Below are 20,691 nucleotides of genomic sequence, written 5' to 3' on the forward strand. Positions count from 1 at the left end.
GGATATCCCGTGATACCAAAATGCATTCGCTTCCACACACCCGTTTCTCGCCTGTCGCTGGCGGTTCTTTTCTCGTCGGCGCTGGCTCCTGCAGCGGCTTGGGCCATTCCCTCGCCGGAACTGGTGATCGGGTCGGTTTCCTCCCTCTCGCAGGTGCTTGCAGTGGGGGTCGCAATGGTATCCGGTCTTGGCGCGGTGGTCGCAGCCAAGCTCGGCTTGCAACCAAAGGGCAAGGCCGAAGCGAAGCGATATCCGATCAAACTGATCACCGGTCTGGTGCTGGCAGCGCTGGCACTGGCGATGCTGAACTACTGGCAGTTCACGACCCAGCGCGCCGCTGAACAGGCCCGCCTGCAGGCCACCCTGGTGCGGCCAGCGCAATTCGACGGCACCAAGATCAAGGATGCGGCACTCAAGGAAACCAGCTTCTCGCGCCAGTCCGATCATCCGTTGGCCATGTCCACCGCTGATGCCGCTGCCGCGCTCGACGATGGTCAGACATTGTTCTACGACATCCGTGAAACCGGTGAGAACGCCATGGGCACCCTGCCCGGCGCGACCCACATCCGATTCCCTGACTTCCTGCAATCGCGCCCAGTTCAGCCGGGCCAGAAGGTCGTGTTGTTCTGTCACAATGGCAACCGCAGCTCCGAGACCTGCGCCAAACTGGCTGCGATGGGCATTGATTGCAGTTTCATCGCGGGTGGTATCGAAAAATGGATCGTTGAGGGACGGGATTTCTCCGACAAGGACGTGAAAACCCTCTCCGACCTGCGCGCGATCCCGGAATACCCCGGCCGCGATGTGCTCCTCAGCACCGCTGATTTCACCGACCTGATGAACACCGAAGACCTGCAAATCGTCGATACCCGCTATCCCGGGGATTTTGATGCAGGCCATCTGCCGGGGGCCGTCAACATTCCGATCCGCAAGATGACCACCGCCCATCTGATGCAGCGCATCAGTGAACTGGATCCCAGCAAACCAACGCTGGCCGCCTGCTATGATCGCCGCAGCTGTTTCATGAGTCAGGTGCTGGGTCTGGAACTGGCGCAGAAGGGCTTCGATTTCCGGGGACGGTACACGTTGCCATGGGAGTATTTTATCGCACCGGCCCCCAAACCGCATGTTCAGGCCTGGCTTGCCGACCAGCAGAGCGGCCTTTGGGACAAGGCGATCTCGGCGCTGGCAGCCGCGCTGCTGTGGGTGCATGAACGCAGCCATATCCTGCTGGGCCTGCTGGCGCTGTCGCTGATCACCCGGATCATGATCCTGCCGGTCGCGCTGAAATCCGAGCGTGACCAGATCACCACCAATGACACCGCAGATGAGATGAAGGCGCTGAAAGAGCGACTGGCCGATGATCCTGTACGCAAGGCCCGCGCAGTGCAGGCGTTCTATGCTGACAAGGGCCTGACCCCGATGAAGAACCTCACCGCGCTCCTGTTCCTGCCGGTGATGATGCTGGGCGTCTCGGCGGCGCAAGAGGCCAGCGCCAGCCTGCAGACCCCGTTCCTGTGGATGGCAAACCTCGGCGCAGCCGATCCGCTGTTCATCCTGCCGGTGCTGTTCTGCGCACTCGCCGCCGTCTACCTGTTGTGGGCCGTTGCCAAGACCCCGCGCCAGAAAACCCTCTGGATGGTGCTGGGCATGCCCGCACTCTTTGCGATGGTCTTCACCCTGACAGCGGCCGCAAACGCCTATCTCTGCTTCAGCCTGACCCTCCTGCTGGTGCAGCGCGCCTATGTCACCGGCCTGCACCGCAAGCTGGGTGAAGCCTTTGCCCTGCGCGCCCACAAGCACCGCCTCGCCAAACTGCCGCGCGGCGTAATCCCGATGGGCTACACCGAGGAGCTGGAACACGCCGGCAACAAGGCCCTGCGCCTGTCGATCCTGCGCAACGCGGGCCTGCCGGTGCCCGGCGGCGTGATCGTGCGCTCTGACGCTATCCACGACTACCGCGAAATGTCCGACGCCCAGAAAAACGCCTTTGCGGCCAAGGTTTTTGCCCTGGCTGGCGGCAAACCGGTCGCGGTGCGCTCCTCTGCCAGCAATGAGGACGGCGCCGATCAGAGTTTTGCCGGGGTTTTTGAATCCGTGCTCGACGTGACCGCAGACACCATGCGCGCAGCACTGGACGACGTCGTGGAGAGTTTCTCCTCAGACCGCGCCGCCAGTTACGCCGGTGACGGCGACAGCGCCGATCAGGGCAATATCGTGGTGCAGGAAATGGTTCTGGCCGACTATGCCGGCGTCATGTTCACCCAGGATCCGATGGCACCGGGCATGTGCATGATCGAATGGGTCGAAGGCTGCGGCGAGGATTTGGTCTCCGGGCGCGTCACACCCACCAGCCTGCGCTTCGGTCGCTATACGGGCCTGCCTGCGTCCCAGGATCAGGACCAGACGCTCGACATGGCACCACTGCTGGCGCTTGGACAACAGATCGAGGAGACATTTGGTGCTCCGCAGGATGTGGAATGGGCCTACGCCAATGGTGAATTCCAGATCGTGCAAAGCCGCGACATCACCACGCTCTCTTTGGGCACTGAGCAAGAGCAGGCCCGTCTGGCCGAATGGCGTGATCTCTTGGACCACTACGGAGACGCTGATCCGGACCAGACAATTCTGGAACAGGACGAAATGTCCGAGGTTCTGCCCCGCCCGACACCCCTGTCATTCTCGTTGATGGGCAGCTTGTGGTCGCCGGGCGGCAGTGTTGATCTGGCCTGCCGCGCCCTGTCGGTGCCCTACAACCTGCCCGAAGGCCGCGCCGGTCATCTGGTGAACCTCTTTGGCAAGACCTACGTCGATGTCGACCTCAAGGAGCAGATGACGCTGAAGTTAACGGCAACCAAGGCCAAGCAGCTGCGCAAACAGGCCCGTCCGATGATCGACCGCTTCCACGCAGAGGTTCTGCCCCGTCTCAGCGATCAACTGGCATTCTGGCAGGCGGTGGACTACGCCGCCCTGCCGCTGCCCAAACAGCTGGAGGCGATTGCGACGCTGCGCGACCTCTTTGTTACGGACATCTATGTCGAAGCTGAGAAGGTGAATATCATCGCGGGCTTCACCATGGGCGAGGCCAGCGCCGCCGCTGCAGGTGACCCGGCGCTGCGTGCCCATCTGATGCATGCCGATCTGCCCAACGCACCGTCCAGCCTGCTGGCGTCCTGCACCGGGCCGATGGCCGAAAGCCGCGCACAGGTCCTGATGGGGCATCGCTCCATCTTCGACTATGAGCTGTCGGCACCGCGCTACAAGGAAGCCCCCAGCCTGCTCATCTCGCTGCTCGACAGTTCGGTAGAGCCGATCAGTGGCACCGTCAAACCACCAGCAGACCTGCCGGAGGATCTGCGTGACACGCTGGATCTTGCGATTGCCTATCAGGATCTGAAAGAACAGGCCAAGCACGAAGCCCTGCGGGTTCTGGCAGAGCTGCGCCGGGCTCTGCTTGCACTTGGCAGCCGCTCCGGACTGGATGATCTGGTGTTTTATCTGGACATGGATGACATCATAACCGGCAACTGGGACCAGCCAGAGGCCCTGAAAGACCGCGCCACAGCCCGCAAGCACCGCGAGGAGCTGCGCAAACCCTCAGCGCCAACCTCCGTCAACCTCACGCTGCGCGACTGTGAACTGCTGTCGCTAGGGGCTCAGGCGGGATCCGGTGACGGCAGCCTCGGCGGCACCTGCGTCGCAGGCAGCGGCCGCGTTGAGGGCCGCGTGTTCTGGGTCGAGGACGAAACCGCCATTGGCCCTGATGTCTTTGACGGATTTCAGGATGGCGATATCCTCGCCTGCCGCATGATCAACCCCGCTTGGCTGCCTTATGTGCAGCGGTCAGGGGCTGTCCTCAGCGAGGTTGGTGGCTGGCTCAGCCATATGGCCATCGTCGCGCGGGAGAAGGACATCCTAATGCTGGTGGCTTGCAAGGGGCTCGACCAACTGGCCCATCGTGAGCTGATCTCCGTGGCAGAGGATGGATCGATCACGCAAAGCAACGCGTCAGACCTGAAAGCGGCATCCGCCTGATAGACCAACGCATCTGCCCCCGCCTGACCATCCAACGGTCCCCGGGCGGGGGCAAAACATCAAAACATATGTTCCATCTTGCGCTCCATCACACAAATGGTCTGAACTGCCGGTATGGACCCGCATCTTGATCCCCGACAGACCCATCGCCTGCTCGATCAGCTGAAAACCCAGATCGAGAACCTGCCTCCGGCCCTTTCGGCGGCGGCGAAGTATATCATCGACACGCCTGGCGACTTCGGACTCGATCCGATCCGTGTCTCCGCGACCAAGGCCGGCGTCAGTGCCAATTCTCTGGTCCGACTGGCCGTGCATCTGGGCTTCGAGAGTTTTGAAGCCCTGCGCGCGCCCTTTCGTGCCGCACTGACCACCGAACGCGAGGGCGGTCTGGGCCTCGGCTGGCTGGATCGGCTGGAACAGGCCCCCGACACGGCCCGCCACGGTCGCATCGCCCGCAATGAGGTGAACATCGTGGCCCGCTCCCTGCGACTGATGACCCCGGAACGCACCGCCGCCATTGTCACCGCCCTCACCTCCGCGCGGCGCTGCTATGTAACCGCGACCCGCGCCAGCTACGCGCTGGCCTATTATTTCCACTACGTCGGGCGCATGGCCCTGCCCAGTCTGGATCTGGTGCCCCGTCACATGGGCACAGCGATTGACGAGCTGATGGAGATTGGCGCTGAGGATTGCCTGATTGCCATGACCTTTGCCCCCTATTCCTCCGAAACGCTGCAAGCCCTACGGCTGGCGCGCCGCAAGGGGGCGACACTGATCCTGATCTCTGACAGCGAAGTTATCACGCCGGGACTACAGCCAGACCACCTGTTGCTGGTCGCGGACAACACGTTGCATCCCTTTGGTGGCTATGGCGGCGCGATGGCGGTTCTGGATTGTCTGCTGACACATCTGGTTGATGCCGGAGGACAAGATGCCCAGGACAGGATCCGCGCCTATGAGGCCTTGCGCGAAGACACCGGCGCCTACTGGCGCGGGGGCAAGCTGCTGATGGTTCCAAAATAGTCCGATTCAGAGCCTGATCGGCCGGTCAGAGCCGCAGGTCTGACTGGTCCGGTGTCAGCACATACTTCAGATCATAGAGCAGCGCATCAGCCCGACCCAAGGCCCGGATCTGCGCGGCGCCCATGTCGCGAAACTCCTGATGGGCAACCGCCAGGACCATGCCATCATAGCTCCCCGCCTCCGGGTCCGCGACAAGATCTACGCCGTATTCAGCCCGTGCCTCATCAGGGTCCGCGTGGGGATCATGTACATCCACTGTCAGACCAAATTCTTCAAGGCAGCGCACCACATCGATCACCCGTGTGTTGCGCAAATCGGGGCAGTTCTCCTTGAACGTCAACCCCATCACCAGCACCCGCGCATCAGCAACCGCCATCCGGCGTTTGAGCATGGATTTGACCATCTGGCTGGCAACATATGATCCCATTCCGTCATTCAGACGCCGCCCTGCCAACAGAATTTCGGGGTGGTAGCCCAGCTGCTCTGCCTTGTGCGTCAGGTAATAGGGATCAACGCCGATGCAGTGTCCGCCCACCAGACCCGGGCGAAAGTTGAGAAAATTCCACTTCGTCCCCGCAGCGCGCAGAACCGCTTCGGTATCGATATCCATGCGATTGAAGATCTTGGCCAGCTCATTGATCAGCGCGATGTTGATATCGCGCTGACTGTTCTCAATCACCTTGGCCGCTTCGGCGACACGAATGCTCTCGGCCTTGTGCGTGCCCGCCACCACAATCTCACGGTAAAGGGCGTCGACCCGCTCCGCTGTCTGCGGCGTCGACCCGGAGGTCACCTTGACGATATCCGGCAGGCGGCGCGTCTTATCGCCGGGGTTGATCCGCTCAGGGCTATAGCCCGCATAGAAATCACGGTTGAAGGTCAGACCGGACAACCGTTCCAGCACAGGAACGCAATCCTCTTCGGTGGCGCCGGGATAGACCGTCGATTCATAGATCACCAGATCGCCGGGCTTCAGAAACCGTCCAACCGTTTCCGAGGCGCGCAGCAGAGGCGTCAAATCCGGTCGGCGGCTGTCGTCGATCGGGGTCGGGACAGTCACAATGAAGATCGTGCAGTCGGCGATCTCTGCCGGGTCAGCTGTCAATGTCAGATGCGCGGCGCTGGACAAGGCCTCAGCGCTGATTTCGCGGGTGCTGTCCTCACCAGCCTGCAACGCGTCAATACGCTCGGCGCTGATATCAAACCCGACCACCGGACGGGATCTGCCAAACTCAACCGCCAGCGGCAGCCCGACATAGCCAAGCCCGATAACGCAAATCCGTTCTGTCCCGCTCATGTTGCTGCCTCAATGGTCTTTGTCCGCCCGATTGCCTTTCATAAGGGGCCTCAGCGCCAAGTTTCAACCATATGCAGCCAGATCCCTCCCGAAACCGGGAGAGATCCACATTTAGAGCGGCGTCAGAAGCGCAGCGACAAACAGGACATACCGCCGTCAAGTTTGGCACATTCGGTATTGCTGATCTGAACAACCTCAAACCCTTCGCGGTCCAGCATCTCTGCCGTCCGCGGAAAATCCGCCGCCATCAGAACAAGATTGTTGTAACGGATCGCATTGGCAGCCGCCTCTTCGCCCTCAGGCACATGCAGCACCCGGTAGCCCTCAAAACAACCGGACGCATCGAGACGTTTGGTGGACAAAATGGTCTCAGCATCCATCAGCGAACAATCCGTCTTGAAGTGCAGCACGCCCTCCGGCGTAAACACTTCGCGCAGGCTGTGGCCCCAGTCGGCAACAATCTCTGCCAGTTCAGCGACGCCTGCGGCATCGGTCCGGGCCGAGCGGCCGACAAGGATTTCGCGCTCCGTGACCAGAATATCGCCGCCTTCGATGAAACCGGGGCCTTTGATCTCGCGCACCTCATCATAACACTGGCGCAATGTCGGCGCCATTTCAGCCACTTCCCCCAGTCGCGACGGCGCGCCGGGACGCATCAGAACCGCGCCCTTCGGCAGGCAGAGGGCTGTATCCTCCACAAAAACCGCATCCGGAAACGCTTCCAGCGGTGGCAGCTCGATCACCTCCGCCCCGGTGCTCTTCAATGCGGAGACATAATCGGCGTGGGCGGCCAGCATCTTGTCCAGATCGGGGGTGCCGATATCCTCGGCGCGCAGCCCATCCGTGATGCTGGAGGCCGGACGGCGGCTGATGGCGCGGGTGAATTCATAGGTAGGGTTGGTCATGTCTCAGTCCTCAGTGGCCAGTGTTGGCAGGAATTTTGGGGTGGTAATTTCGATCATGCGGGGGCCGGTTTCCGTTGCCGCGCTGTGCAATGCGACGGCAACCTCCTGCGGGTCCGCAGAAACCGCACGATGCGAAATCCCGAAGGATCGTGCCGTTGCCGCAAAATCCGGTGGTGTCGGATCACAGCCAACCACCGGCACGCCAACATCCTGCATCGAAAGGGCAATTTCCTGATAACCGTGGTTGTTCCAGACGATGAACGTGATCGGCAAAGCCTCATCAACAGCCGTCATGATCTCGGGCAGGGAAAACTGCGCGCCACCATCGCCAACGATGCAGATAACCGGCGCCTCAGGCGCGGCAATGGCCGCACCGATGGCAGCCGGTATGCCATAGCCAAGCGCGCCATATCCGGTTGCCGCATTGAACCAGCCGCCGGGGCGGTCGTGATCATAATAGAGGTTTCCCGCATAGATCGGCTGGGCGGAATCGCCGACGACAATTGCCCCCGGTACCGCTGAGCGCAGCGCGTTCAGCACCATAACCTGAGCGCGATAGCTCTCGCCGATTTCGTCCCAGGCGGCAGCCCGGGTCTGTTCGGCCAATCCAATGCCCCAATCGGTCGGGCTATAGTGATCCGGCTTCCATTCAGCCAGCACCGCCGACAGAACAGCCGCGACATCGCTCTGAATCGTCAGCTCCGCCCGATGACGCGCCAGCTGTTCCGCACAGAGGTCGACCCGGATCAATCCCGGCATCTGCGGCATCACACCCGTGGCATACATATCGTAGTCGGTCGGCCCCAGCTCAGTGCCAAGTGCCAACACCAAATCCGCCGCCCCGATCATTTCGCGCACCGAGCCGAGGCTGGGGCTGGCGGGCACCGACAGCGGGTGATCAAACATCACACCGCGCGCATTGACGGTCTGGACCACAGGCGCGCCCAGATATTCTGCCAGCTGACGCAACTGATCAGCACAGAACCGCGCGCCGCCCCCGGCCAGGATCACGGGACGTTCCGCTGCGGTCAGGCGCTGCATCAACGCCGCCAGATCCGTCTGGGATACACTCCCCCTGCCCTGCACATCGGTTGGCGCGGTCTCTTGCCCGTCGCGATCCGTGGCAGCACTCCCTGCAACATCCAGCGGGATCTGCACATGGGTGGGTCCGGGCCGTGACAACGCAGCCCCCGCAATCGGTGCAAAGGCCTGATCCAACGCGGGCGTCAGCTGCTCCGGTGCCGCAACATGCTCTGATTTCAGCGCGACCATCTTCGCAAGCGCATGCTGATCCGGCAACTCGTGCAGATGGCCCATCCCATGACCAAGAGAACCGCTCTCGTTCACCCCGGACACCACCAGCATCGGCACCGAATCCGCGCGTGCCTGGGCCATCGGGGTCAGCGTGTTGGTCAGCCCTGGCCCGGTGATAACAAAGGCAACGCCAGGCCGACCGGACACCCGTGCATAGCCATCCGCCATGAACCCAGCCCCCTGCTCATGGCGCGGCGTGATATGGCGCAGATCGGATCTCCCAAGCCCACGATACAGCTCAACCGTATGGACCCCCGGAATGCCAAACACATGCTGCACACCGCGCGCGGCCAGCTCTTCCACCAGCGCCTCACCAACCGTGGGTGCGGCGGTTTTGTGATCTCCCATGATCATGCGACCTCCGTTGATGTGCGGTTCGCATGATCCACGATACGCGTCAGCGCGCGGTCAAATGCGTCATCCTCAATCGTCAGCGCCACCCGAACCCAGCCTCGCAGGCTCTCGCCAAAGGATGATCCCGGCATCACCGCAACCCCGGCACTGTGCAACAGGTCCTGCGCATATGCGTCACCATCCAAATCGGTCGCAGCCACATTGATCATTGCAAACATACCCGCCTCCGGGCTGTGCACCCGCAACGCGGTGTCGCGATGCAGCCGCTCTGCCAGCTTTGCCGCACGGGCTGCAAATCGCGCGCGCATCCCCTCCGCCACCGGAGACCCCTCCCGCACGGCCTGCTCTGTCATATCCGCAATGAAAGGCTGATTGCCGAACAGCATCGTTTCCGACAGCGGCAGCAACCCATCACAGAAGGCCGTGCTGGCAATACACCAGCCACTGCGGAACCCCGGCGCGGCGTGCGATTTGGAAATTGAAGAAACCACAATCACCCGGTCGGCAAAGGCCGCGCGCGCCAGTGGCGACACAAACTCCGCCGCGTCAAACACCAGCTGCTCATAAACCTCATCCGAGATGATCCACAGGTCGTGAACGTCCGCCAGCCGCCCAATGGCGTCGAGATCCTCAACCGTCAGGATGGACCCCGTGGGGTTATGCGGCGTGGTGAGCAGAATGGCGCGGCTGCGGGGCGTGATTTTCTCTGCGATATCATTCGCCTGCATCCGAAACCCATGCTCGGGCCGCAGCGGCACCGGCACCATGTCGGCACCACTTGCCCGGATTACACCTTCATAGGTGGCATACATCGGATCCCCCACCAGAACTTCGTCCCCGTGCTCAGCGACCCCCATCAGCACCGCATACAGCGCGGTCTGTGTGCCCGGAAAGCACAGCACGTTGTCCGGGCTGATCGCGCGCCCAGTGCTGGCGCTGTACCGTTTTGCAAGGGTCTGGCGCAGATTGGCCTCCCCGCGTCCGTCCGAATAGCCGGTGCGCCCGGCCATCATCGCGGCACCGGCGGTCTGCATCAGCGCCTCCGGTGTGGGCACATCCGGTTCGCCAATGGTCATCTCGATGATATCTGCCCCAGCAGCGATCATCTCGCGCGCAGTCAGATGCACCTCCCACTTGGCCCCGCCAAGCCCCGCCAACCGTCTGGTCACATCGGTCATTCTCATGGCTGTTCTGCCTTATGCTGCAAGTTCAATCCCAGAATTGCGCCCACGGATTCCAATCCGATCATTGGCAATTCGCCCTCTTCAAACGCCTCCGGCAAGGCACCGCCTTCCATCCAGAGACCGTCGATCACCGCGTTGCAGGCCACCGCCAGATGATGCAGCCGCGCCGCGTTGACGGGGGTTCCCGCCTCCTCCAATGCGGCGGCGATCAACTCGCCCAGCTTGTCGCGAAAATAGTCATAGGTGCGCTGGTGGATCTGCCGCATCTGCGGATCCTGCTGCACTTTGTTCAAAAACCCGGCCCAGAGCGCCACCGCCGTCGGCTCCACCACCGGAGGCAGCAAGGAGGCCTCAACAAACCCGGCCAGACGGGCGCGGGCGTTTCCTTCCATCCCGGCAACCGGGGCAAAGGTAAGATCACTGATGAAGACCATGTGATGCTCATAGGCTGCGGTCATCAGCTCCTCCTTGGAGGAAAAATAGTGCCGGATCAGCCCCTGGGTCACATCCGCCCGTTCAGCAATATCGCGCACGGTGGCACCGCGCACACCTTTCTCCGCCACCAGCTCCAAAGTCGCGAGGATCAGCGCTTCCTTCCGCTCCTGTGCGGTCGCGCGCTTAAATTTCCGGCGTTCACCTGACACGAGGCTCTCCAATATGCTGCGCAATCACGCGGTCAGTAATTATACACTTGCATAATTACTCCAAGTCAGCCTTACTACAAGCCGAAATATGAGGACATAAAAAAATGCCCGATCCGGCTGCCGCAGACCCTGCCCCGCTTTCGACAGCATCTGCTCCCCTACAGGCGCGTGCTGAAACGCCGGTAGAACCCCACACGCAGGCCGAGGCAATCCGTGTCAGCGATCTGCACAAATCCTTCGGTTCGCTGGAGGTGTTGAAGGGCGTATCACTCACCGCGAAACAGGGTGATGTCGTGGCCATCATTGGCGGCAGCGGATCCGGCAAATCCACCATGCTGCGCTGCATCAACTTTCTGGAAACACCCAACTCAGGCGAGATCGTAATTGCAGGTGAAACCGTGGCGATGCGCCAGGATGGCAGCCCTGCCGACCGCCGCCAGATCGAACGCATCCGCACCCGCCTGGCCATGGTGTTTCAGCAATTTAACCTCTGGACCCACCGCACCCTGTTGGAAAACGTGATTGAGGTGCCGGTTCATGTGCTGAAGGTGCCCCGTTCCGAGGCGATCCACCGTGCGCATGAACTGTTGGCCCGCGTGGGCCTCGGCGACAAGGCCGATGCCTTTCCGGCCTTTCTCTCCGGCGGCCAACAGCAGCGTGCCGCCATCGCTCGCGCACTGGCTGTGGATCCCAATGTCATGCTGTTTGATGAACCGACATCGGCGCTTGACCCCGAACTGGTCGGAGAGGTCCTGACGGTGATCCGTGACCTCGCTGCGGAAGGGCGCACCATGCTGCTGGTCACCCACGAGATGAAATTCGCAAGAGAAGTCGCGAACCATGTCGTCTACCTCTTTGAAGGTCGGATCGAAGAGCAAGGCCCCCCGTCGGAGGTCTTTGGAAATCCAAAATCAGAGCGCCTGAAACAGTTCCTCAGTTCGGTCGCTTAACGCATAATAACACGTACAACAACAAAACAGGGAGACAGTTATGTCCATGATTTCAAATCTTAAATCCACAGTCATTGCCGCCGCGACCGTGGCTGCAACCTGTGCTGTCGCGCAGGCAGAACCTGTCAAGATCGGCGTGGCCGCAGAACCCTATCCGCCCTTCGCCTCGCTGGATTCCTCCGGTCAGTGGGTTGGCTGGGAAATCGACGTGATCAATGCCGTCTGCGCCGCCGCAGAACTGGACTGCGTTATTACTCCGGTCGCTTGGGACGGTATTATCCCCTCGCTGACCGGTCAGCAGGTCGACGCAATCATGGCCTCAATGTCGATCACCGAAGAGCGGCTGAAAACCATTGATTTTTCGGATCCCTACTACAACACCCCGGCGGTGATTGTGGCGGACAAGTCGATGGACATTGAAGCCACTCCAGAATCCCTGGCAGGCAAAGTTGTCGGCATTCAGGCCTCCACCATCCACCAAGCCTATGCACAGGAACACTTCAAAGATTCCGAGCTGCGCGTCTATCAGACTCAGGATGAGGCCAATCAGGATCTCTTTGCCGGCCGCATCGACGCGACTCAGGCTGATAGCATCGCCATGGCTGATTTTGTCGGCTCTGATGTAGGCGGTTGCTGCGAGATCAAAGGGGCTGTCGCCAATGACGAAGCGATCCTCGGCAAAGGTGTCGGCGCTGGTGTGCGCAAGGGGGACGCCGATGTTCTGGCAGCGCTCAACAAGGGGATCGCGGCAATCCTGGCCGACGGCACCCATGCCGAGATCACCTCGAAGTATTTCACGACCAGCATCTACTCCGAGTAAGGACATATCGTGACCGGACTCCTCGACCTGTTTGGTCTGGCCGAGAGCGCACAGCTGTTGTCGCTCTCGCCGCCGGGATGGGGGGGCAACCTGTTGCGGGGCCTCGCCAATTCGCTCCAGATTGCCCTTGGGGCCTTTGGCATGGGGCTGATTATCGGGCTTTTCGGGGCCTACGGAAAACTCTATGGCGGGCCGATCCTTCGTGATCTGCTCGCCATTTACACCACTGTGATCCGCGCCGTGCCCGAATTGGTGCTGATCCTGATCCTCTATTATGTCGGGACCGATCTGATCAACAAAGTCGCCGGCAGTTTCGGCTATGGTCGGGTGGAAATCAGCGGAATTGTAGCTGGCATCTGGGTGCTGGGCATCGTGCAGGGCGCCTATGCCACTGAGGTGTTGCGCGGCGCCATCAAGGCGGTGCCCCCCGGTCAAATTGAGGCGGCGCGTTCATACGGGATGCCGCCGTTCATGACCATGCGCCGGGTGACCATCCCCGCAATGATGAGCTTTGCAACACCGGGTCTGGCCAATCTGTGGCTGATCGCCACCAAGGACACCGCGTTGTTGGCTATTGTCGGCTTTGCGGAGCTGACCCTCGAAACCCGGCAGGCCGCCAGCAGCACGCGGGCCTATTTCACGTTCTTCCTTGCGGCTGGGGCGCTTTATCTGATGATAACGCTCTGTTCTAGCGTGATTTTCGGCTGGATCGAACGCTGGGCGAGGCGCGGCCAACCCTCGCTGCGGGAGCGCCGCCAATGACCTCCTTTAAATCCCTGACGCAACCTCATCGGCTGGTGCTGATAGCCCTGTTCGCAGCCTTGGTTGTCTGGTGCGCGGTTTCCCTACGCTGGGACTGGATTCCAACCTATGCGCCGCTGGCGCTGGAAGGGTTGTGGACCACGATCTGGATCCTTGTTGTCACCAGTATCCTTGGCTTTGCACTGGCGGTGCCTCTTGGCCTCGCTCAGGCCGTTGGCCCGTGGTACCTCTCGACGCCGGCGCGCATCTTCTGCACCGTCATCCGGGGCACACCATTGCTGCTGCAGATCTGGCTACTCTACTACGGGCTGGGGTCGCTGTTTCCGCAGTTCCCCTGGATCCGCTCCAGCGAGTTGTGGCCCTACCTAAGGCAGGCTTGGCCCTATGCCGTTCTGGCCCTCACACTTTCCTATGCCGGCTATGAGGGCGAGGTTATGCGCGGGGCCTTCTCAGGCGTTGCCAAGGGCCAGCTGGAGGCGGCCAAAGCTTACGGTATGCCGCGTCTGACCATGTTCCGCAGGATCTGGCTGCCGCAGGCTGTCCGTAACGTTCTGCCCACACTTGGCGGCGAAACCATCCTTCAGCTGAAGGCGACACCGCTGGTGGCAACCATTACCGTCCTGGACATCTACGCAGTCTCCTCCCGGGTGCGGTCTGACACGTTCATCGTCTATGAGCCGCTGTTGCTGCTGGCGTTGGTCTATATGGCCATCGCAGGGGTGATCACATTGGCCTTCAAACGATTTGAGGATCGGGTGCCACAGCGTCGCTGATCCTCGCCGCATCGGTTGTATGACAGCCTCCGAGCAACCGCTTGGGGGCTGCTTTTTAATCTGGGACCTGGGCCAGGCACCTCTAGGACAGGATCGTCAGCTGATCCACATCCGCGTCGATATCATGACAGGCCGCCAGCAGCCTCTCTTGTAAATGTGCGGTGACATAGTTGCCATGAAATCGGCTTGGTGCGCGCAGGATCAACCTGCCCCCTGCCCTGCTCTCCCGCGTGAGCGCCTGTATCCATGCCGAATAGGTGGCCGGGTCCTCCTGATGCAGAACGGCCTTTGCCAGGCTCCACTCGCTGCCATCGCTGATATCTGGGGCCGGTGCCGCTGTCCCTGACATCAGAGGTACCACGTTTTTCTCAGGCGTGTCGCTGCCACGCATCCGGTGATCAAAATCTGGACCAACCGCGACCCAACATCCGCGCGTGTCCTCAAGGATGCACTCCAGATCGAAACCATATTCGGTAACGCGTCCCCGCGCGCCCTGCCGTTTGACCACAAGCCAGCCGAGTGCCCGCAACTTGGCCATCTCCCGTTTGACCGTGCGTTCATCGACTGACCACATCCGGGCAATCTCACGCTGCCCCACGGCCAGCTCATTGCGTTGCCAATTATAGCGCGCAGTCATCAGGGTCATGAAGCGCAGAACGAGACGCTGGGCCCCCTTCTCCAGCGAGAGGGCATAGGTCCCCAACGCCGTGAGGATATCATATTTCAATGCCGCGGCCTGTCGCCCGACGGGTTTACTGGCAAGCATGGCTGCCCTCATATCTCCACCCGATGTCGGATGGCTGCCTCTGTCGTCTCATGTTTGCCATGAGATCCTGTTGATCTTGGTCAGGGTTCACGCGGTGTCGCTAACGGCGATCTTCGGTGAAGTTCGACCCGAACTCAACGTTTTTGAGTTGGTGTACCTGATTTGCGTCCAGAGATGCGATTCTGTCAAGAGCGCTGTTGTTTGCGTCTCGATCCCATTCCCATTTTTGATTCAAAAATTGGTATTCATGGTATTGGGTGACATCTAAGGCGTCCCCTATTGGGGCGAAAATGTCCCCCAATATGCAGCGGTGGTCAATATAGCGTCCCCCTATATAGGCGAGGGGAACCCCATTTTTTCGTCGCTACTCTGCAAACACCACCGAATCGCGCAGGCCCTGGAAAACAAGGGGTTTGCCTATCTCTCGTCGCACGTGGTCCCCGCGGGGACAGGACGCTCATTCCGACGATAATAGGTTTTGCGTTTTTTGCAAATTCGGCGTAAACGGGTTTTCAGGTAGGAAAAGCGTCCGCTTGATCAATAAGGGCGCACTACAGAGAATGAGGAGCAGAGATGTTTACCCATCAAGACCTGGCAGACATGCAGGCACAATCGCTGAAAATGCAGAGTTGGATCCGACAGCAGACCTTCTCTCCCAAGATGGAAAAGACGCTGCGGCGGTTCTCCAGCTGGGAAGTGGCCGAGCTGATCTTTAAGGTGAACCAGTCTACTTTGCGCGGTCGTCTGGCAGCGGATCCCAGCTTGCCGCAGGGCCATGTGGAAGAAGACGGTCGCCAGCGTTGGTATTCGCTTGAGGAAATCAATGAGCTGCGCCGCCGCCTGAAAGTAAATCGCAAATCGCTGATGCCCGAGCGTCCAGCCGGAAAGCGGGCGCTGCGGGTCGCGATTTCCAACTTCAAGGGGGGCGCTGGTAAATCCACCGTAGCGCTGCATTTCGCTCATGCCGCTGCCTTGGATGGTTATCGTGTGCTCTGTGTTGATTTCGATCCGCAGGCGACGCTCTCCCATTCCATGGGGCTCAGTGATGTGACCGAAGACTATACTGTCTGGGGCATCATGGCGCGCGATCTGGTGCGCGAGACCGAGCGCATGAACGCCAGCACCCGTGGCGCCGAGTCCGGGGCCGCCCTGCCCAAGCGGCGCCTGCCGGAAGCAATCACCGGCATGGGCCTCCAGGACCTGCGGATCAGCGACTTCGTCAAACCGACCAGCTGGCCCACGATTGACGTGATCCCCAGCTGCGCCAATGCGGCCTTTGTGGAATTTGCCTCTGCCCAGTATCGGCACCTCAATCCTGAGTGGTCCTTTTTTGCGGCGGTGTCGCGCTATCTCGATCAGCTGCCGTCGGACGATTATGACATGATGATCTTCGACTGCCCGCCCGCGATTGGCTACCAGTCGATGAATGCGGTTTTCGCAGCAGACATGCTCTATATTCCTTCAGGTCCTGGGTACTGGGAATATGACTCCACGACCTCATTCATTGGTCAGCTCTCGGAGGCGCTGGAGGATCTCTCTGCATTTAATGGCATTGTCCCCGCGGGGACGTTCAGCCTGCCGAAGGTGTTTCAGGAAGTGCGATTCCTGCTGACCCGGTATGAATCCGGGAATGATCTGCATCGGGCGATGCGCGACGCTTTCGTGAAGGTGTTTGGCGACCGGATGACGGAGCATCCGATTGAAATGACCCGCGCGGTAGAACAATCCGGGCGCTTCCTCAGTTCAATCTATGAGATCGATTATCGGGATATGACGCGGGAGACTTGGCGGCGGGCGCGCGCCTCGTTTGATCAGGCCTATATGGAGTTCAAGGATAACGCCCTGACCGCATGGGCGCAGTTGGAGGATGAGGCATGAGCAAACGCAGAATGTTCGACATCGATTTTCCGTCGGAGCCAACCGTCGCAAAACCGGAGGCCCCCTCCCCTGCCCCATCGGATCCGCACCCAGCAATCGGGGCACCGGAAACCAAATCCGCCTTCCGCACAGGCGAGGCTCGGCGCGGGCCGATGGCCACTGCGATCAGCGAAAACGCTGATGCGTTGCGGACGCGGGCTGAGGTGGAACAGAATATCCGCGCCGAAAATGACCGGCTTGCGCATGAGTTCGTGCGGCTCAAGACGCTTGGCCTTGTGGTTGACCGGATCCCGCTGGATCAGATTTCCACCAGCAAGCTGATCCGCGACCGCGCCGTTAATCGGGATCCCGAGCTGGAGGAGTTGAAGGAGTCTATTCGTGATCTTGGCCTCTCCAACCCGATCCGGGTGGAAGAAGACGGCGATGGGTATCAGCTGGTTCAGGGTTTTCGCCGTCTGTCAGCCTATCGCGCGCTTTATGAGGAGACCGGGGATGAGCAGTTCAGGCTGATCCCGGCGGGCCTGGTTGCGCGGGGAGAGACGCTGCAAGGTCTCTATCGCCGCATGGTGGATGAAAACCTAGTGCGGCGGGACATCTCTTTTTCCGAGATGGCACAGCTGGCGCTGTCTTACGCACAGGATCCAGAGACAGGTTCAGACTCTGTAGAAGAGTCTGTTGCGCTGCTTTATGCCTCTGCGGGGCGGCAGAAACGCAGCTATATTCGTCACTTCGCCGAACTGCTGGAGATGATTGGCGCGGAGCTGTCTTTTGCGGAAGCGATCCCGAGGGCGCTGGGGCTGGACCTGAAGAAGCATCTTGTGGACACCCCATCCGCCTTGGCCGCTCTGCGGCAGCGACTGCGCGAGCGCAGTTTCTCGAGCGCCGAGGAAGAGCTGTCGGTACTGCGCCAGGCGCTGAAGACACCCGCCTCCAATGTGAAGGAAACGACCAGCAGTCAGCGGGCCGGTACGGCTAAGACAACGCTGCGCTGTACCGTCCCTGCGGGGACAGTGCGGTGTCTTGCGCGTGATGGGCGTATCGAAATGGCGATGGAGCGTGATTTCTCAGCGGTTGATCAGCGCCGCCTGGAGACAGCGATCAGCGCGTTTTTCGACGCTTTGGATGGTGAGGATAGTTAAGCCGACATATTGGTAGATGCTGCGCCTAGACAGGCGCGGAATGAGGGTTGTCCCAAAAGGGGCAGCCTTTTTTCTTTTCAAGTCGTTAAGATATGAATACACATTAACCATACCCGTCTCGCTGCTGACACGGGTCAATCATGCTGAGTGTCCCCACGGGGACAGAGAGGTCGCGATACGGGTGCCGCCGGACTATCACCGGTGGTGCATTGGGGGATGTGCTGTATCGGGATTTGCAGGCTGTCCAATGGACGGTCCCGCTGCGCTGTGCAATTCGACTAAAAAACAACCCTCTAAAACTGTTCTTGAGTTTGCGTTAAACTGTATGAATGGGGCATTAATGCGCGATAATTAAGGCACAATCCTGCCATCGTTCGCCCCGAGAACCAAACCCAAGGCAACGCCGTCACAAGCGGCACGAAGGTTTGGAGTGATCGAGATGGCATCAACCGACAGCGCGCAGGCAGACGTGACCCCGACCGTGGATCTGCGGATTCCGGGTCAGGTCCGCGATGACGACGATTGGCTGGTGTCAACCTGGAACGCGGGGCAATCGCGAGACACCAAATGGTCAAAGGACAATGTGCAGATCAATGCCGATGGCGCGGTTGAGCTGCATCTGACATCTGAGAGCGGCGCGGGTGAGCGGACCTTCACCGGCGGGGAAATGCAATCCGAAGCCGCCCATGAGACCGGCACCTGGAGCTGGACAGCGCAGGCGCCGCAGATGCAGGACGGTACGGTTTTCGGCATGTTCCTCTATCAGGAGGACTATCGCAATGACCGCTGGCTAGAGTTTGATTTCGAATTTGTCGGCGCCAATACCCGTCAGGTGCAATTGAGCATTCATATGGAAGCAGAGGACGGCAGCCGCGTGCGTCTGGCGGACGGCCCCGCGGGGCCACTGGTTGTCGATCTTGGCTTTGATGCGGCTGCGGGGCTGCATACCTACGAAATTGAGCTAACCGGCACGGCTGCGATTTTTTGGGTGGATGGTGAAGTCCTTGCTGAATTGAGCGGAGCGGATATGCCGGGTGGATTGTGGTATTCCGGCGCGGTGAAAAGCTTTGCTGACCTCTGGGCGGTGTCTGACAATCAAACTGCTTGGGCGGGCACACCAGATCCGGACGCGCCGCCCTTGGTTGCCGTGATTGCCGATGTGTCCCTGCCGGGACAGGAGCAGGAGGGCACGCCCAACTTCGCGACCGAGCAGGTGGGTACCGATCAGGCCGAGGATCTGTTTGGCGGCGATGGAGCAGATCTGATCCATGGCGGCGCCGGCGCGGATCAACTGGTTGGTAATAACGGCGCAGATCATCTCTATGGGGACAAGGGCCGCGATATTCTGCGCGGCAAGGATGGCGATGATTTTCTTTTTGGCGGTCGTGGCAAGGACCGACTGGCCGGTGGCGGTGGAGAGGATGTGCTGGATGGCGGTATCGGTCGCGATCAGCTGCGGGGCGGGGGTGGCGCGGATACCTTCATCTTCAGCCAGGGCGGTCCTGCTGATCGGGTCAATGATTTTACCCTGTCCCATGGGGACACTCTGGATCTGACCCGGTTCAACCTTAATGGTGCGGAGCAGTTGCGCTGGCTGGATGGGGAACGCGGCCGTGGGACACGCGATCTTTTGCAGGTCGAAGAGGACGATGGTTGGATTAATGTTGCTGTGATTGATGACAGGGCAGAGGCGCTGACGCTAGATCTGCTTATCGCGCAGGACGCCATTCTCTTCTGAGTAAAACATAATGTACATATGTGTACATTATGTTTTCAGTGTTCCACGGCCCGCCAGCTCTCCCAGGGCAGGCTGTCACGCCCCAGCAATGCCGGGAGCTGGCGCAGGTCATCGGCGAAATAGGCGCGTAGCCTGGCGATATCGTCTTCCCCGAGGGGCGGCACAACATCGCGCATATTTTGGCTATTGGCGCGCAGCAGAGCCGATACCGGACCGGTAGATTTTAGCCGTGCCAGACCATCCTCAAAGCCCGCTTTGCGCAACTGATCACCCCCGGCACGAAGGGCACGGCGCAGGGTCGGCAAGCGGGCGCGGTCACTCTCGTTCCGGCGTTCGTGCAGCACTGGTGAGACATGGCCGTCGTCCAGTCCTGCGAACCGATAGACTCTCTGCGCTGCGGTGACGGGATCCGCGCTGATCTCCTCCGCTAGCATCACCAAAACACGGTCGCGGCCAAGGGCGGCCAGCCAGCGACCCAAGTGGCGGCTGTAAAGCCCCTGTTCCAGATAGGCTGGATTGTTGGCCAGCCCTTCATGAAAGGGGAGCGGAGGAATGTGCCCCTTGATCACCTCATGCAGGTGATTGGAATAGGCACGGGCCACCGGATCACGCAGCAGGCAGACCACCTTGATCGTGGGATCAAAGGCGTTCAGCCGGTCGGGGCAGCGCGGATCGTAGAAATACGACGGGGAGGCCTCGAACCTGACCGGTTTGTCTGCGCCATGGGCGAAATGGCTGCAATACCACTGATACCCACGATCGAAATAGGCGCTGAAGAAATCCAGTTCCTTCGGGTCAGACACGGCGGCGTCCGGATGGGCACCAAGGGCGGCATGGATGAAGGTGGAGGCACATTTCTGCGCGCCGATCCCCACTATGGTTGGACCGACCCGTGACAGGTTCGCATCGGTCTGGTGGTCATGCTGTGGCGCTGCGGGCATGTCGGTCATGGCGGATCTTTCCGAAGGGGCGGCGGTTGCGTTGCGGCGTCTCTTGGCCGTCAGTCTTAGCAGTTTGATGACACCGTGCCACGGGAAATGCCTCTGGGCCGTGATCCGGCCGGTTCCGCGTTCGGATCTGGTCTCGTTATGGGGCGGCGTGCTAAACAT

General features: G+C 60.5%; 16 protein-coding genes. 9 read left to right on the forward strand and 7 right to left on the reverse strand.

Annotated features, from left to right (window positions below; genetic code table 11):
* Positions 1-9 precede the first annotated feature (9 nt).
* Both J4721_RS01125 and J4721_RS01130 read left to right on the forward strand, forming a co-directional pair.
* Positions 10-4,035: a PEP/pyruvate-binding domain-containing protein gene (locus tag J4721_RS01125; protein WP_211001910.1), complete on the forward strand. Its 4,026-nt coding sequence runs from the start codon at positions 10-12 to the stop codon at positions 4,033-4,035.
* Positions 4,036-4,149: 114 nt separating this feature from the next.
* Complete coding sequence (locus J4721_RS01130; protein WP_211001911.1) at positions 4,150-5,058, forward strand: MurR/RpiR family transcriptional regulator; 909 nt, start codon at positions 4,150-4,152, stop codon at positions 5,056-5,058.
* Between the two features lie 25 nt (positions 5,059-5,083).
* On the opposite strand, the gene tviB is transcribed toward J4721_RS01130, so the two are convergent.
* The 5 genes from tviB to J4721_RS01155 form a co-directional block, all read right to left on the reverse strand.
* Positions 5,084-6,355 (reverse strand): Vi polysaccharide biosynthesis UDP-N-acetylglucosamine C-6 dehydrogenase TviB, encoded by a 1,272-nt coding sequence (gene tviB / locus J4721_RS01135; RefSeq protein ID WP_211001912.1) that lies wholly within the window; start codon positions 6,353-6,355, stop codon positions 5,084-5,086.
* Positions 6,356-6,477: 122 nt separating this feature from the next.
* Positions 6,478-7,260: a dimethylarginine dimethylaminohydrolase family protein gene (locus tag J4721_RS01140; RefSeq protein WP_211001913.1), complete on the reverse strand. Its 783-nt coding sequence runs from the start codon at positions 7,258-7,260 to the stop codon at positions 6,478-6,480.
* A 3-nt stretch (positions 7,261-7,263) separates the two neighbouring features.
* Entirely contained in the window at positions 7,264-8,922 is a 1,659-nt protein-coding gene (locus tag J4721_RS01145) for a 5-guanidino-2-oxopentanoate decarboxylase (RefSeq protein WP_027246471.1), read from the reverse strand.
* 2 nt (positions 8,923-8,924) lie between these two features.
* On the reverse strand, positions 8,925-10,112 hold the full coding sequence (locus tag J4721_RS01150) for a pyridoxal phosphate-dependent aminotransferase (protein WP_211001914.1): 1,188 nt from the start codon (positions 10,110-10,112) through the stop codon (positions 8,925-8,927).
* Positions 10,109-10,756 (reverse strand): TetR/AcrR family transcriptional regulator, encoded by a 648-nt coding sequence (locus J4721_RS01155; RefSeq protein ID WP_014881860.1) that lies wholly within the window; start codon positions 10,754-10,756, stop codon positions 10,109-10,111. The genes J4721_RS01150 and J4721_RS01155 overlap by 4 nt, the downstream gene beginning before the upstream one ends.
* A 104-nt stretch (positions 10,757-10,860) precedes the next feature.
* Between J4721_RS01155 and J4721_RS01160 the strand changes: the two genes are divergently transcribed.
* Genes J4721_RS01160 through J4721_RS01175 form a run of 4 tightly spaced genes read left to right on the forward strand, consistent with a single transcriptional unit; the run spans position 10,861 to position 14,061 of the window.
* Positions 10,861-11,706, forward strand: coding sequence for an ABC transporter ATP-binding protein (locus tag J4721_RS01160; protein ID WP_014889374.1), 846 nt, complete (start codon positions 10,861-10,863; stop codon positions 11,704-11,706).
* 40 nt (positions 11,707-11,746) lie between these two features.
* The gene (locus J4721_RS01165) at positions 11,747-12,526 is read left to right on the forward strand and encodes a transporter substrate-binding domain-containing protein (protein WP_211001915.1); all 780 of its coding nucleotides are present in this window, start codon (positions 11,747-11,749) and stop codon (positions 12,524-12,526) included.
* Positions 12,527-12,535: 9 nt separating this feature from the next.
* Positions 12,536-13,288: an ABC transporter permease gene (locus tag J4721_RS01170; RefSeq protein ID WP_211001916.1), complete on the forward strand. Its 753-nt coding sequence runs from the start codon at positions 12,536-12,538 to the stop codon at positions 13,286-13,288.
* Positions 13,285-14,061 carry an ABC transporter permease gene (locus tag J4721_RS01175; RefSeq protein ID WP_014881864.1) on the forward strand — a complete coding sequence of 259 codons (777 nt, stop codon included), beginning with the start codon at positions 13,285-13,287 and terminating at the stop codon, positions 14,059-14,061. The genes J4721_RS01170 and J4721_RS01175 overlap by 4 nt, the downstream gene beginning before the upstream one ends.
* Before the next feature lie 82 nt (positions 14,062-14,143).
* Here J4721_RS01175 and J4721_RS01180 read toward each other — a convergent pair whose 3' ends face one another.
* Positions 14,144-14,827, reverse strand: coding sequence for a DnaA N-terminal domain-containing protein (locus tag J4721_RS01180; protein WP_102915971.1), 684 nt, complete (start codon positions 14,825-14,827; stop codon positions 14,144-14,146).
* 573 nt (positions 14,828-15,400) lie between these two features.
* Between J4721_RS01180 and J4721_RS01185 the strand changes: the two genes are divergently transcribed.
* The 3 genes from J4721_RS01185 (at position 15,401) to J4721_RS01195 (ending at position 19,582) form a co-directional block, all read left to right on the forward strand.
* A complete protein-coding gene (locus J4721_RS01185; protein ID WP_014881632.1) occupies positions 15,401-16,705 on the forward strand; it encodes an AAA family ATPase in 1,305 nt (434 codons plus the stop codon).
* Positions 16,702-17,844 carry a ParB N-terminal domain-containing protein gene (locus J4721_RS01190; protein ID WP_211001917.1) on the forward strand — a complete coding sequence of 381 codons (1,143 nt, stop codon included), beginning with the start codon at positions 16,702-16,704 and terminating at the stop codon, positions 17,842-17,844. Before J4721_RS01185 ends, J4721_RS01190 begins: the two co-directional genes overlap by 4 nt.
* 439 nt (positions 17,845-18,283) lie before the next feature.
* Positions 18,284-19,582: a family 16 glycosylhydrolase gene (locus tag J4721_RS01195; RefSeq protein WP_211001918.1), complete on the forward strand. Its 1,299-nt coding sequence runs from the start codon at positions 18,284-18,286 to the stop codon at positions 19,580-19,582.
* A gap of 35 nt (positions 19,583-19,617) precedes the next feature.
* Here J4721_RS01195 and J4721_RS01200 read toward each other — a convergent pair whose 3' ends face one another.
* Positions 19,618-20,532: a sulfotransferase domain-containing protein gene (locus J4721_RS01200; protein ID WP_211001919.1), complete on the reverse strand. Its 915-nt coding sequence runs from the start codon at positions 20,530-20,532 to the stop codon at positions 19,618-19,620.
* Positions 20,533-20,691: the final 159 nt, after the last annotated feature.

Source organism: Phaeobacter sp. HS011, assembly GCF_018101215.1.
Taxonomy (GTDB): domain Bacteria; phylum Pseudomonadota; class Alphaproteobacteria; order Rhodobacterales; family Rhodobacteraceae; genus Phaeobacter; species Phaeobacter inhibens.

What these genes read in the sequence shown, in the direction of transcription:
- J4721_RS01190 (WP_211001917.1), top strand. Translation starts at nt 16,702, where the DNA reads ATGAGCAAACGCAGAATGTTCGACATCGATTTTCCGTCGGAGCCAACC.
- J4721_RS01165 (WP_211001915.1), top strand. Translation starts at nt 11,747, where the DNA reads ATGTCCATGATTTCAAATCTTAAATCCACAGTCATTGCCGCCGCGACC.
- J4721_RS01195 (WP_211001918.1), top strand. Translation starts at nt 18,284, where the DNA reads ATGGCATCAACCGACAGCGCGCAGGCAGACGTGACCCCGACCGTGGAT.
- J4721_RS01150 (WP_211001914.1), bottom strand. Translation starts at nt 10,112, where the DNA reads ATGAGAATGACCGATGTGACCAGACGGTTGGCGGGGCTTGGCGGGGCC.
- tviB (WP_211001912.1), bottom strand. Translation starts at nt 6,355, where the DNA reads ATGAGCGGGACAGAACGGATTTGCGTTATCGGGCTTGGCTATGTCGGG.
- J4721_RS01140 (WP_211001913.1), bottom strand. Translation starts at nt 7,260, where the DNA reads ATGACCAACCCTACCTATGAATTCACCCGCGCCATCAGCCGCCGTCCG.
- J4721_RS01200 (WP_211001919.1), bottom strand. Translation starts at nt 20,532, where the DNA reads ATGACCGACATGCCCGCAGCGCCACAGCATGACCACCAGACCGATGCG.
- J4721_RS01180 (WP_102915971.1), bottom strand. Translation starts at nt 14,827, where the DNA reads ATGCTTGCCAGTAAACCCGTCGGGCGACAGGCCGCGGCATTGAAATAT.
- J4721_RS01130 (WP_211001911.1), top strand. Translation starts at nt 4,150, where the DNA reads ATGGACCCGCATCTTGATCCCCGACAGACCCATCGCCTGCTCGATCAG.
- J4721_RS01145 (WP_027246471.1), bottom strand. Translation starts at nt 8,922, where the DNA reads ATGGGAGATCACAAAACCGCCGCACCCACGGTTGGTGAGGCGCTGGTG.
- J4721_RS01160 (WP_014889374.1), top strand. Translation starts at nt 10,861, where the DNA reads ATGCCCGATCCGGCTGCCGCAGACCCTGCCCCGCTTTCGACAGCATCT.
- J4721_RS01175 (WP_014881864.1), top strand. Translation starts at nt 13,285, where the DNA reads ATGACCTCCTTTAAATCCCTGACGCAACCTCATCGGCTGGTGCTGATA.
- J4721_RS01185 (WP_014881632.1), top strand. Translation starts at nt 15,401, where the DNA reads ATGTTTACCCATCAAGACCTGGCAGACATGCAGGCACAATCGCTGAAA.